Raw genomic sequence first — 13,699 nt, 5'->3', positions numbered from 1 at the left:
TCCAAAATGGGTGAGGGTATTGCGCTGTCATTAGTATGGGTGAAATGAATGGCGATCACTGTCCACAAAGAGCTCTGGCCGCCTGAAACGAGAAAAGCCCCTTGCGGGGCTTCTTTCTTCCGTCGATTGGCTGTCCGACGATCAGTTAAAGATTTCTGCGGTGCCGTACAGTTTGTTTTGGCCGCCGGCGGCGACGATGCGGTAGGAACTGGCGCCCGACGCGGCGGCTTTGCTGGCCAGTTCGCTTTCCAGCGCGCTCAGGTTGGCGGCGCCGCTCACGGTGACTACGCCGATTTTCTGCGCGTCTGCGGCTGGCTGGCTGGTTGGCAGGTCAGCGGCGAAGGTAGCGAAAGAAGCAGTAGCCAGCAGTGCAGCGGTAGCAAAAATTTTGACGTTTTTCATGATGTGTTCCTCAGAGTATTTATTAGGTGAGAGCACGTTGTCTCTCGATGTGTTAAATACTAGTGCACCGGGTGTGAATAAAAAATCGGAGAGTTTTGAGTATCTCTGTCAAATAAATTGACGGTTTTTCAGCCGTTGGCGTGCGGCAAAAATTGCCACTACCCTTTACAGACGATCCTTAACCGGAGAAGCGTCATGACGGTAAACGCGTTTATCGGCAGCTGGGCGTTGGTGTCGTCGGCGTTCAAAAACCAGAACGGCGAGCTGAATTACCCGCTGGGCGAGCAGGTGTTGGGGCGCATCCACTATGAGGCCAACGGCACGATGGCGGCGCAGCTATACAGCGCCGTGCGGCCGCGTTTCGTCGCCGACGATTTGGCGCAGGGATCCGAGCGGGAGATCCATGCCGCCTTCATCAATATGATTTGCTATTTCGGCCGTTATCAGGTGGAAGAAAGCGAGCAACGGGTGGTGCATCAGGTTGAAGGCTGCTCGTTCCCCAATTGGATAGGCAGCCGTCAGGTGCGCTTTTACGCCTTTAACGCCGATCGGCTGATGTTGCGCACGGCGCCGCTGCAGCTCGGCAACGGCGTGCAGATCGGCGAACTGGTGTGGCAGCGGACAGGAGCGTCATCATGATCATTGTTCATCATCTCAATCACTCGCGGTCGCAGCGCATTCTGTGGTTTTTGGAAGAGCTGGGCGTGCCCTATCAGGTGCAACGCTACGAGCGCGATCCGCACACTCTGCTGGCGCCGCCGGCGCTGAAAAAGATCCACCCGCTGGGCAAATCGCCGGTGATCGTCGATGGCGATCTGACGCTGGCGGAATCCGGCGCCATTATCGAATACTTGCAGGAAGCCTACGACGCACAGGGCATGTTTATGCCGACGGACTTCCACGCGCGCCAGCAATACCGCTACTGGTTGCACTACGCTGAGGGATCGCTGATGCCGCTGTTGGTGATGAAGCTGGTGTTCAGCCGTCTCGGCCAGCCGCCGATCCCCTGGCTGCTGCGGCCGGTGGCGGGCGCGATCGGCAAGGGCGTACAGCGCGAATACCTCGACAAACAGATCGCGCCGCACTGCGAGTATCTCGAACAGCACCTGAACAAGGGCAGCTGGTTCGTCGGCAACGATTTCAGCGCGGCTGACATACAGATGAGCTTCCCGCTCGAGGCGATGGCGGCGCGCGGCGCGTTGGACAATTGCCCGAAACTGCGCGGCTTCCTGCAGCGCATCCACGCCCGGCCCGCTTACCAGCGGGCGCTGGAACAGGGCGGCCCTTACGACCTGCTGAGTTAAGTGGATGGGCTATACTCGATGGGGTCATTCTTCATCGGAGGTAGCCCATGGCTACGCAAATCTTCGTAAATCTGCCCGTACGCGATCTGCCTGCCTCAATGGCGTTTTTCACCCAGCTCGGCTTCAGCTTCAACCCGCAATTTACCGACGATACCGCCGCCTGCATGGTGGTCAGCGACACGATTTACGTGATGCTGCTGACCCACGACAAATTCAGGATGTTTACCCCGAACCCGATCGGCGACGCCAAACAGGCCACCGAAGTGTTGGTGTGCCTGTCGCAACCCAGCCGGGCGGCGGTGGACGAACTGGTGCGCAAGGCGATCGCCGGCGGCGGCAATACCTATCATCCGCCGCGGGACTATGGCGTGATGTACGGCCACGGATTTCAGGACCTGGACGGCCATATCTGGGAATTGATGTATATGGATCCCGCAGCGGTGCAGGCGCAATAAGATCGCCGTGAAGCAGGTCGGCAGGGGCGCCGGATCGCCCCGTCTTTTCGCGCAGAAGCCCTTCCCGCCGCTTTCTGCATAAATTGCCGCGATCTTTAGTTGATTAGACGCTAGGGAAGGCAGGATAATCGTTTGCCTTGAATAAACCACCATAAATCACCCGTACCGCGCGCTGCGAGTTAAACGTTTGCCTTGGTGCGCATCGCCGTTGGCGGTGCGACGGAAGGGCAAGGAAGCGGAACGTGACGTAAACGATTACGTGGCGATCAGGCGCGGGCGAGATTACAGGCCTGCTGCGACGGGCCGATTCATGAAACACAGGGGAAGTAACCTATGTCGAACTCTCAAGCGAACCACGCCGCAAAACCAACCGGCGGGCTTGATGGCTATTTTAAAATTTCCGCGCGCGGCAGCAGCGTGCGTCAGGAGGTGGTGGCGGGGCTGACCACCTTCCTGGCGATGGTGTACTCGGTGATCGTGGTGCCGAGCATGCTGGGCAAAGCGGGCTTCCCGCCGGCGGCGGTGTTCGTTTCCACCTGTCTGGTGGCCGGTCTGGGCTCGCTGCTGATGGGGCTGTGGGCTAACCTGCCGATGGCCATCGGCTGTGCGATCTCGTTGACCGCCTTTACCGCTTTCAGCCTGGTGCTCGGCCAACATATCAGCATTCCGGTGGCGCTGGGCGCGGTGTTCCTGATGGGCGTGCTGTTCACCGTCATCTCGGTCACCGGCATCCGCGCCTGGATCCTGCGCAACCTGCCGATGGGCGTGGCGCACGGCACCGGCATCGGCATCGGGCTGTTCCTGCTGCTGATCGCCGCCAACGGCGTCGGCCTGGTGGTGAAGAACCCGCTGGATGGCTTGCCGGTGGCGCTCGGCGCGTTCACCTCTTTCCCGGTCGTCATGACGCTGGTCGGCCTGGCGGTGATCTTCGGCCTGGAGAAACTGCGCGTGCCCGGCGGCATTCTGCTGGTGATCATCGCCATTTCCATCATCGGCCTGATCTTCGACCCGGCGGTGAAATATCAGGGGCTGTTCGCCATGCCGAGCCTAGCGGACGCTGACGGCAAATCGTTGATCTTCAGCCTGGATATCATGGGCGCATTGCAGCCGGTGGTGTTGCCGAGCGTGCTGGCGCTGGTGATGACCGCGGTGTTCGACGCCACCGGCACCATCCGCGCGGTAGCCGGGCAGGCCAACCTGCTGGACAAAGACGGCCAGATCATCAATGGCGGCAAGGCGCTGACCTCAGATTCCCTGAGCAGCATCTTCTCCGGGCTGGTGGGCGCCGCGCCCGCCGCGGTCTACATCGAGTCCGCCGCCGGCACCGCCGCGGGCGGCAAGACCGGCCTGACCGCCACCGTGGTCGGCGTTCTGTTCCTGCTGATCCTGTTCCTGTCGCCGCTGGCCTATCTGGTGCCGGTCTACGCCACCGCGCCGGCGCTGATGTACGTCGGCCTGTTGATGCTGAGCAACGTCACCAAGCTGGACTTCAACGACTTCGTCGACGCGATGGCCGGCCTGCTGTGCGCCGTGTTCATCGTGCTGACCTGCAACATCGTCACCGGCATCATGCTGGGCTTCAGCTCGCTGGTCATCGGCCGCATCTTCTCCGGCGAATGGCGCAAGCTGAACATCGGCACCGTGCTGATCGCCGTGGCGCTGGTGGCGTTCTACGCCGGCGGCTGGGCGATTTAAGCCTCTTGGGTTTCCCTCGCCCATCGGGCGGGGGAGCCTGTGACGGCAATTCCCTTCTTAAGATAAGTCTTCTTCTGCTCTGCACCGCGTTTTGAAAGGCACAACAAGCTTTAACGGCTGTAAAAAAAGTGATCTACTATCGGGACCAACGCAGGCCCTGAGCCGATGTCGTCTGAATCGTAGAGTCTAAGGAAAGCATGGAAATCTTTTTTACAATCCTCATTTTGATCCTGGTGGTCTCCCTGTCCGGGGTGGTGACGCGCATGTTGCCGTTCCAGGTGCCGCTGCCGCTGATGCAAATCGCCATCGGGGCCCTGTTGGCCTGGCCGCATTTCGGGCTGCACGTCGATTTTGATCCCGAACTGTTCCTGGTGCTGTTCATCCCGCCGTTGCTGTTCGCCGACGGCTGGAAAACGCCGACGCGCGAGTTCCTGCATCACGGGCGTGAAATTCTCGGCCTGGCGCTGGTGCTGGTGCTGATCACCGTGGTCGGCGTCGGTTATCTGATCTACGCCATGGTGCCGGGCATTCCGCTGGTGGCGGCCTTCGCGCTGGCGGCGGTGCTGTCGCCGACCGATGCCGTGGCGCTGTCCGGCATCGTCGGCAAAGGGCGGATTCCCAAGCCGATCATGGGCGTGCTCGAGGGCGAGGCACTGATGAATGACGCGTCTGGCCTGGTGTCGCTCAAGTTCGCCATCGCGGTGGCGATGGGCACGATGGTGTTCACCGTGGGCGGCGCGACCCTTGAATTCCTCAAAGTGGCGATCGGCGGCCTGTTGGCCGGCGTGGCGGTCACCTGGACTTACAGTAAATCGCTGCGGGTGATGAGCCGCTGGAGCGGCGACGATCCGGCGACCCAGATCGTGTTCCTGCTGCTGCTGCCGTTCGCGTCCTACCTGATCGCCGAACATATCGGCGTTTCCGGCATCCTGGCGGCGGTGGCGGCGGGGATGACCATCAGCCAATCCGGCGTGATCCGCAACGCGCCGCTGGCGATGCGCCTGCGCGCCAACAGCGTGTGGGCGATGCTGGAATTCGTGTTCAACGGCATGGTGTTCATCATGCTGGGCCTGCAGCTGCCGGGCATTCTTGAAACCTCCATCCTGCAGGCGGAGCTGGATCCGACCATCCAGACCTGGTATCTGTTCGCCGACGTGGCCACCATCTACGCCGCGCTGCTGGTGCTGCGTTTCACCTGGCTGTGGGTGATGAAGAAGGCCAGCAACCGCTTTATGAAAAAGCGTCCGCTGCAGTTCGGCGATTACAGCACGCGTGAGCTGTGGGTGGCGTCGTTCGCCGGGGTGCGCGGGGCGATTACCCTGGCCGGCGTGCTGTCGATACCGCTGTTGCTGAGCGACGGCACCGCCTTCCCGGCGCGCTATCAGCTGGTGTTTATCGCCGCCGGGGTGATCCTGCTGTCGTTGATTGTCGGCGTGCTGGCGTTGCCGCTGCTGTTGCGCGGCGTGCAGGTGACCGACAAGAGCGCCAGCAAGCAGGAAGAGCGCATGGCGATCGCCATGGCGGCCGAGGTGGCGATCGAGAGCGTGAATAAAATGGAAGAGCGCCTGGTCGCCGATACCGAAGAGAACCTCGATCCGCAGGTGTTGAAAGAGGTCAGCTCGAGGGTGACGGGCATGCTGCGGCGGCGTATCGCGTCGAAAGACGATATCGAGAATGCGCTGGCGATGGAAAACCTCGAGCGGCGTTTCCGCCTGACGGCGCTGCGCGCCGAGCGCGGCGAGCTGTACCACCTGCGCGCCACGCAGAAAATCAGCAACGAGACGCTGCAAAAACTGCTGCACGATCTCGATTTGCTCGAAGCGCTGTTGATCGAGCGCGAGGGGTAAACGCAGAGGGAGGAATAAACGTTTTTCCTCGTTATCCCCATCCTGAAGGGCCGCCTGTGCGGCCCTTGTTTTTTGGCTACTTGACCGGCGGCCAGTAGTCGCGGCAGCAGGCGATCCAGGCCTGCGCGCTGTGCGATAAATAGCTGCCCTGGCGCCAGATCAGGCCGATTTTCCATTCCATGCGCGGTTCCAGCGGCAGCCAGACCAGGTTTTCCTTATCCAGCCAGCGGCAAACCGGCTCCGGCAGCATGGCGATGCCCACGCCGGCCTGCACCATCGAGGCGAGGAAGTCCCATTGGCCGCTGCGCACCGCGATTTGCGGTTCAAAACCGGCCAGGCGAAACGCCTTCATCAGCATCTTGTACAGCGCAAAGTCTTCGTTATAAATCAGGATCGGGCTGTCGGCCAATTCGGCGATATTGATGCTGGTGCGGTTGAGCCACTGCGGCGTGCGCGGCGCCACCACGCACATCGGGTGGCCCAGCAGCGGCAGAAAGGTCAGCGGCTGCTCCGAGTCGAAGGGCAACACCGTCATCGCCAGATCCAGTTCGCCGGACATCACCGCCTGTTCGACCGACAGCCCGCCCAGCTCGGAAATCTTCAATTCGATGCCGGGGTAGGTCTGACGAAAGCGGCGGATCAGATCGGCGATCTGCCTGCCGACCATCGGCGGAATGCCCAGCCGCAACACGCCCTTTTTCACCGAGCTGATGTCTTCCAGCTCCGCCTCCAACTGGCGGAATTCGTCGAGGATCGTCAGGCCGCGCTGATACACCGCCTGGCCGCTGTCGGTCAGGCGCAGCTTGCGGCCTTCGCGGATCAGCAGCGTGCATTCCAGCTCCTCCTCCAGATGCCGCAGCATTTTGCTGATGGTGGGCTGGGTGACGAACAGTTTTTCCGCCGCGCGGGTGAAGCTTTGCTGGCGCACCACTTCAACGAAGTAGCGCAGGGTGCGGACATCCACGTTAGGGTTCTCCTTGGGGACGCTACCGGCGGGAAACTATTCCCGGACGGCATGATGTCGATAATTTTAATTCATTTCAGGCGTGGTTTCCCGGCTGCGTATACTGTAGGCCGTCAATTATTGTTTGAGGTCATCTTTCATGTCTCTGGCGTTACGCCGCGTTGCCCCCTCCCTGCTGACCCGTTTGCAGGTGCCGATTCAGGTGGCGTTGTATGCGGCGCTGTTCCTGATCGCCGATCGCCTGGTGCAACAATTCCACCTGCCGCTCCCCGCCAATATCGTCGGCATGCTGATGCTGCTGGCGCTGATCCTGCTGCGCATTCTGCCGCTCAGCTGGGTCAAGGCCGGCTCCCGCTGGCTGCTGGCGGAAATGCTGCTGTTTTTCGTGCCGGCGGTGGTGGCGGTGGTCAACTATGCCCAGCTGCTGATGGTCGAGGGCTGGAAGATCTTTCTGGTGATCGCAGTCAGCACCATGCTGACGCTGGGCGCCACCGGGCTGGTGGTGGACAGGGTGTATCGGCTGGAGATTTGGCTGCAGCGGCGGAAGCAGCGCCATGAATGATTTTATCCTTAGCCTGGCCTGTTTTCTGGCGACGCTGGCGCTGTATTTCGCCAACAAGAAACTCTATCGCCGCCGCCGCACGTTGCTGCTGATGCCGCTGGTGCTGACGCCGATGATTCTGGTGCTGCTGCTGGTGGTCACCCATATCTCCTATCAGGACTACATCGGTGAAACCCACTGGCTGCTGTGGCTGCTGGGGCCGGCGACCATCGCCTTCGCGGTGCCGGTGTACGAGAACCTGCATATCATCCGTCGCCACTGGCTGTCGCTGACCGCCGGGGTAACGACCGCGGTGCTGGTGGCGGTGTACAGCTCGGTGTGGCTGGCGCGCCTGTTGACGCTGCCGGAAGAGGTGCAGCGCAGCCTGGCGGTGCGGTCGATCACCACGCCGTTCGCGCTGGAGGCCGCCAAACAGATGGGCGGGCAGCCGGATCTGGTGGCGCTGTTCGTGGTGATCACCGGGGTGTTCGGCATGGCGGTGGGGGATATTTTGTTTTTGCGGCTGGCGGTGCGCAGCCGTCTGGCGAAGGGCGCCGGATTTGGCGCCTCGTCGCACGGCGCCGGCACTGCCCGCGCCTATGAGCTGGGTCCGCAGGAGGGCGTGGTGTCGAGTTTGGTGATGATGCTGGCCGGCATCATCACGGTCGTGGCCGCGCCATTGATCGGCCGGCTGATGTGGTAAGACCTCTTGGGGCGGGCTCTGCCGCCCCATTGACATTGTCTGCGGTTGGGAACGGTGCCGTTGATTTGCGCACGAAAAAACGCAAAATTTTTTCAGCATAATTTTTCCCATTGTTATAACAAAAAGCGATAGAGCCGCCGCCGATAAAACCGGGCATAAATTTCGATGACAATGAATTAATTAAATTATTAATTATTTTTTTTCAAACAATAAAGTATAACTTATTGATATGGAGAGGCTCTTATCGTAAGAATTGCTGCATATTAATCTCGATGAATAATACAAAAAAATATTAATTATTCTCTAATCATCTCAGGTTAATACAAGTTCAATACCCTCGTCATCCCTGAGTAATATCGGGGAAATAAAATGGTCATTTATTCCCTTTCGCACGTTTCGCCAAAAAAAATATCCTCTCCTATACTTCACAGCTCAGCAAATTGAGGCGCAGGGGGGACCTCTGGATTAGCCATTCTATCCTTTCTTAGTTGGGGGAGACCCAGCTTTTCTACGGTTTTTTTATTCTGACTTGAACTGTCGGGCGGCCAGTCTTTGCCTAAATCCTGACGGTCTATTTCATTAACGTAATGAAAACGTGCTAGAGAATATTATGAACAAACAAACTGATGTGAAGAGTGGGGAATTCCGTGCAGGGTCTCAGGCCGCAACGGAGAAAGTTGAGCTGCATGAAATAACAACCGCCCAGCGTGAACTCTGGCTGGGGGAAAACATCTCCAAAGATTTGTCGTTCAATATCTGGGGCTACGGACAGGTCGACGGGCCGCTCAACGTTAAACTGCTGCGGCAAGCCATCGACGCCATCGTCGAAGAAACGCCGGCTCTGCAAGCGCATTTTGTGGAAAAAGACGGTGAGCTTTATCAATACCGCGCGCCACGTACACATGAGCCGCTGTTCACGCTCGATCTCAGCAAGGAGCCCGATCCACTGCAGGCGGCCAGACGTTGGATGGTGGCGGATTCGGCGCTGCCGCGCCGCGCTACGGGAGAAGAACCTTTTAGTTTTTATGTCATTACGCTCGCACCGCAGCGCTACATCCTCTATCGCCGTTTCCACCATATGATCACCGACGGCCGCAGCGCTGAGGAAGTGATGCGGCGCATCGCGGCTTACTATAACGCGCTGGCGTCCGGCGGCGTCATCCCTGAATTCGCCAACTGCAATTTCTCTCTGCTGTATGAAAACGACATCAAGTACCGCGACTCTTCGCGCTTTTCTTCCGATCAGGCGTTTTGGCGGGAATACACCGCCGCCGCGCCGCAGAGCTTGTCACGCAGGGCCGTATTGACGCCGGACGCTGCGATGCACCACAACACGCAGCTGCTGGAAAAAGACGCCCTGGATCGGCTGCAGCGGCAGGCCGACAATATCGGCGTACACCGTGCGCATATATTGGCCGCCGCCGTAGCATTATGTTTCTACAGCTTAACCGGCAGCGAATATCTTAATTTCAGCATGCCGGTGACCGGGACAAGGGAACGAAACAGTATTGGTATGACCTCTAACGTTGTCCCTTTGATTATTAAGGTTGAACCTCAACTAAGTCTGGCTGAATTTATCCAGAAAGTGGCGGCTGAAATAGCGAAAGTGGTTCGCCATCAATTATATCGCGGGGAGGATATTCGGCGTGATAATGGCGCGACGGATTCCGCCTGGTTTGGCCCTTCAATTAACATCGTTTCTTTCGACCACGGCGATCCTTTCTGGGGATGCCGCACCCGTTGGTATTACGGTGGCAATATTCCGTCCGGCGATCTACAGATTATGCTGTATGAAGACCAGCAGGCGAATGAACTGGACGTCACTTTTTCTGACGCCGCCTATGCAAATTCATTAGACGATCTGGATGTTTTGCAGCGTCGTTTCCAGTTCATTTTACGCGCGCTGAACGCTTCAACGACGGGAACGATCGAGGCGTTGGATCGGCAAGTGGCGACGTTGGCGGATGCCGGGGCCGGCGGCAGCTTTTACGCCAACCGGCGGCAACCGCCTGCCGGCGGCATCATCCGTTGGGATCGCCCGGCTCAGGCGCTGCAGCGCCTGGTGAGCTCGCTGAGCCATGGCGCGGGATGCGCGGCGAAGATACTGTTGGCGGAGCGCGTGCTGGGCGTGACGACGCTGCTGGCGGTGAGCGATGAACGCCAGGCCGAACCCGGCACCCTGCTGCGCATTGAGACCGACGGCTGGGAGATCGCCGCGCATCCCGGCGTGGTGCGCGTCGGGCCGTTCTTGCGCGCCGACGGCTCGATTCAGCCGGGTGATGCGCTGGCGCAGGCCTGCGGCCTGTCTGTCGGCTCGGTCTTGCCGACGCTTAGCGATGCCGAAGCTTCGCTGTTAGGCGCGGCGTATGGCGCCAGCGCCGACAGCGCCGCTTTCTGGCAACCGCGTCTGACACGCTTTTATCCGGCGCCGTTCCCGCCAGGGCCTGACCGCCGGGCGGACCTTCCCGCACGCTGGCAGGCCACGGCCTGGCAGCGCCTGGAAAAGATTGCCGGCGAGCAGGTGCTGGCGGCAGCAACCCTCTATCTGGCGCGCATGTGTAATGAAACCGATTTTCAGCTGGGTTGGATTACGTCGAACGATCGGGATTGGGGACGTTGGGCTCACCTGAGCGCGCGCGTGCTGCCGCTGCAGGTCTCAGTTGATCACTCCTACAATTTCCAGCAGGCATTGGCCGCGCTGGAACAAGAATACGGCCGGTTGCGCGCTCATGCTGATTATCATCCCGCGTTGCTGACGGGCGATGCGGATCTGCGGGCGCCCCAAGCTTGGCCGACGGCGGTATCGATCGTCAGCCGGCGTTCAGAGACAGGGTTGCAGCCTGAAGACGAGGGCTTGGCTGCCATCATGGCTTCCGGCTCGCGCGCGGTATTGCAAATCTGCAAGGCTGACGGCGCCTTCCGTTGGGTATACGACGCCGCCTCAGTGGCTGACGAACAGATGTTGCGTGCGACGCAACATCTGCTGATGCTGCTCAACGACGCGGTGAGAGCGGGCTCTCATCGTCGCACCATCGGCGAACTCAATCTGGTTTCCGAGGAAGAACGCACGCAGTTGCTGCAGGGCCTCAATCACACCGTTGCTTCGCACTCGCCGGCGGCGTGTCTGCATCGGCTGTTCGAAGCGCAGGTCAAACGCACGCCAGATGCGACGGCGATGACATACGGCGACGACAGCCTGACTTACGCTGAATTGAATACCTGGGCGAACCGATGGGCCCATCGGCTGGTAGAGCTTGGCGTACAACCGGACAGTCTGGTGGCGCTGTGCGCCGGACGCGGTCTGCCGATGCTGGCCGGGTTGCTGGGGATCCTCAAAGCCGGCGGCGCCTATGTGCCGTTGGATCCCGCCTATAGCGGAGAGCGGCTACAGTACATCCTGGCGGACTCCGCGCCGGTGCTGCTGTTGGCGGATGAACTCGGCAGGCAAGCGCTGGGCGGCTGCGAGGTGCCGGTATTGGCGCTGGAACAGCCGTTGACGGGGAAAAGCGACGATCTGCAGGACGTCGAGGTGCGGCCATCACACCTGGCGTATGTGATTTACACCTCCGGTTCGACCGGCAAACCGAAAGGGGTCATGGTGGAACATCGCCAGGTCGCGCGCTTGTTCAGCGCCACCAACGCCTGGTTTAACTTCAGCGCCGCCGACAAGTGGTGCCTGTTCCACTCATTCGCCTTCGACTTTTCGGTTTGGGAGATCTGGGGCGCCTGGTTGTATGGCGGCCAGCTGTTCATCGTACCGCAGGAGATCGCCCGTTCGGCGCCGGACTTTTATCATTTCGTCTGCCGCAGCGGCATCACGGTACTGAATCAGACGCCGAGCGCCTTCAAAGCCTTTATCCAGGCTCAGGCACACAGCGAAGCGCGCCATCAGCTGCGCGAGATCGTGTTCGGTGGTGAAATGCTGAAGCCTTCCGATCTCGCGCCGTGGTTTGCTCGTCCAGAGAACCGGCAGACGCGATTGGTCAACATGTATGGCATCACCGAAACCACGGTGCACGTGACGTACCGGCCGCTGTCGGCGCAGGATACGGCGATCGTCGCTAGCCCGATCGGCTGCCGTATTCCGGATTTGCGGCTGTATCTGCTGGGCGCCGATGGCGAACCGGTGCCGATGGGGGCGATCGGCGAACTGTACGTCGGCGGTGAAGGGGTGGCGCGAGGGTACCTGAACCGGCCCGAATTGACGGCGGAACGTTTTCTCGAAGACCCTTTCAACCGGGCGCCGGGTGCGCGCATGTATCGCACCGGCGATCTGGCGCGCTATCTGCCGGGGGGGGATATCGAATACCTGGGGCGCAACGACCAGCAGGTGAAAATCCGCGGCTTCCGCATCGAGTGCGGTGAGGTGGAAGCGCAGCTGAGCGCCGATCCGCGCGTGCGCAGCGTAACCGTGGACGCTATCGACGATGGCGACGGGAATAAGCGACTGGTGGCGTGGGTGGTTCCGGCGCCGGAGACGGAACGCGCTACGCTGGCGACCGAATTGCGCCGGCATCTGCAGGCGCGGTTGCCGGACTATATGGTGCCGGCGGCTTACGTTTGGCTGGAGGCGTTGCCGCTGACCGGCAACGGCAAATTGGACAAGCGCGCCCTGCCGGTGCCGCAGGTCGACGCCTGCGCGCGCGAGGCCTATGCGCCGCCGCAGGGCGAGGCAGAAAATCTGTTGGCGGCTATCTGGCATGAGCTGTTGGGCGTAGAACGGATTGGCCGTTACGACCACTTCTTCGAACTGGGCGGGCATTCGCTGATGGCGGTGCGCCTGGCGAACCGCGTGCAACAGGCCGGATGGCAGCTGCCGTTGCAGGCGCTGTTCGCCAGTCCGGTGTTGCACGTGTTGGCCCAGGCGCTGCAGGTTGCGCCGACGCAGGAATCGATCCCGATGCTGCCGGTGGCGCGCGATGGGGAATTGCCCCTGTCGTTTGCTCAGCAGCGTCTGTGGTTCCTGACCCAGTTGGAGGGGATGAGCGAAACCTACCATATCCCGCTGGCGTTGCGGCTGCGCGGTCGGTTGGACCGGCAGGCGTTGCAACAGGGGCTGGACGCGCTCTATGCGCGCCACGAATCGCTGCGCAGCCGGTTCATCACCCGGGAAGATCGGCCACAGGTAGAGATTTTGCCGGCAAACGGGTTACCGCTTGCGTTCCACGATCTGCGACGTCACCCCGCGCAGGCTGAAACGCTGTGTCGTCAGGCGGCCACTCAATCGTTCGATTTGACGCAGGGGCCGCTGGTGCGCGCCGCGCTGCTCCGCCTGGCGGATGAGGAGCATCTGTTCCTGCTCACCTGCCATCACATCGTCTCCGACGGCTGGTCGACCGGCATACTGCTGCGCGAATTGGGCGCGCTGTACGGCGCTTTCCGTCGCGGCGAGGCCGATCCGCTGCCGCCGCCGACCTTGCAATACCCGGATTACGCCGCCTGGCAGCGTCGCTACCTGACGCCGGAACGGCTGGCGGCGCAGGCGCAATACTGGCGTGAAACGCTGAGCGATGCGCCGGCGCTGCTGACGTTGCCGACCGACCGACCGCGTCCGACGGTACAGTCTTTCAGCGGCGCAGAAGTGCCGATCGCGATCGACGCCGAGCTGACGCAGGCGCTGCGTCAATTCAGCCGACAGCATGGCGGTACGCTGTTTATGACGGTGCTGGCGGCCTGGAGCCTGGTGCTGGCGCGCATGGCCGGACAGCAGGAGCTGGTGATCGGCACGCCGGAGGCCAACCGCGGCCGGCTGGAAACCGAATCGCTGGTCGGTTTCTTCGTCAGCACG

The 13,699-nt window shown here is 60.8% G+C and carries 10 protein-coding genes; 8 read left to right on the top strand and 2 right to left on the bottom strand.

The features are described 5' to 3' along the window. Positions 1–141 precede the first annotated feature (141 nt). Complete coding sequence (gene bhsA / locus ACSBQV_RS23415; protein ID WP_042785456.1) at positions 142–402, bottom strand: multiple stress resistance protein BhsA; 261 nt, start codon at positions 400–402, stop codon at positions 142–144. A 195-nt stretch (positions 403–597) separates the two neighbouring features. Here bhsA and ACSBQV_RS23410 point away from each other — a divergent pair, with 195 nt between their 5' ends. From ACSBQV_RS23410 to ACSBQV_RS23390, 5 genes are all read left to right on the top strand, one after another. Next, positions 598–1,041 (top strand): lipocalin-like domain-containing protein, encoded by a 444-nt coding sequence (locus ACSBQV_RS23410; RefSeq protein WP_099784394.1) that lies wholly within the window; start codon positions 598–600, stop codon positions 1,039–1,041. Beyond that, a complete protein-coding gene (locus ACSBQV_RS23405) occupies positions 1,038–1,706 on the top strand; it encodes a glutathione S-transferase family protein (protein ID WP_033644433.1) in 669 nt (222 codons plus the stop codon). Before ACSBQV_RS23410 ends, ACSBQV_RS23405 begins: the two co-directional genes overlap by 4 nt. 47 nt (positions 1,707–1,753) lie before the next feature. Next, on the top strand, positions 1,754–2,161 hold the full coding sequence (locus tag ACSBQV_RS23400; RefSeq protein WP_015379207.1) for a VOC family protein: 408 nt from the start codon (positions 1,754–1,756) through the stop codon (positions 2,159–2,161). 333 nt (positions 2,162–2,494) lie between these two features. Beyond that, positions 2,495–3,856 (top strand): NCS2 family permease, encoded by a 1,362-nt coding sequence (locus tag ACSBQV_RS23395; protein ID WP_033644434.1) that lies wholly within the window; start codon positions 2,495–2,497, stop codon positions 3,854–3,856. 197 nt (positions 3,857–4,053) lie between these two features. Beyond that, positions 4,054–5,703, top strand: a complete 1,650-nt coding sequence (locus ACSBQV_RS23390) for a Na+/H+ antiporter (RefSeq protein ID WP_004936822.1) — start codon at positions 4,054–4,056, stop codon at positions 5,701–5,703. Between the two features lie 76 nt (positions 5,704–5,779). On the opposite strand, the gene ACSBQV_RS23385 is transcribed toward ACSBQV_RS23390, so the two are convergent. Further along, positions 5,780–6,667: a LysR family transcriptional regulator gene (locus ACSBQV_RS23385; RefSeq protein WP_033651228.1), complete on the bottom strand. Its 888-nt coding sequence runs from the start codon at positions 6,665–6,667 to the stop codon at positions 5,780–5,782. Positions 6,668–6,806: 139 nt separating this feature from the next. Between ACSBQV_RS23385 and ACSBQV_RS23380 the strand changes: the two genes are divergently transcribed. The 3 genes from ACSBQV_RS23380 to ACSBQV_RS23370 form a co-directional block, all read left to right on the top strand. Next, entirely contained in the window at positions 6,807–7,229 is a 423-nt protein-coding gene (locus tag ACSBQV_RS23380) for a CidA/LrgA family protein (RefSeq protein WP_004936830.1), read from the top strand. Then, positions 7,222–7,911: an LrgB family protein gene (locus ACSBQV_RS23375; protein ID WP_004936833.1), complete on the top strand. Its 690-nt coding sequence runs from the start codon at positions 7,222–7,224 to the stop codon at positions 7,909–7,911. Before ACSBQV_RS23380 ends, ACSBQV_RS23375 begins: the two co-directional genes overlap by 8 nt. 610 nt (positions 7,912–8,521) lie before the next feature. Continuing rightward, positions 8,522–13,699: amino acid adenylation domain-containing protein (locus ACSBQV_RS23370; protein ID WP_434991547.1), on the top strand; the 5,178-nt coding region annotated here is incomplete at its 3' end.

Origin of the sequence: Serratia sp. B501, assembly GCF_051172315.1 — a bacterium.
Lineage (GTDB): Bacteria > Pseudomonadota > Gammaproteobacteria > Enterobacterales > Enterobacteriaceae > Serratia > Serratia ureilytica.
The sequence above is the reverse complement of the archived record's forward strand: the minus strand, read 5'-3'. Positions and strand labels throughout refer to the sequence as shown.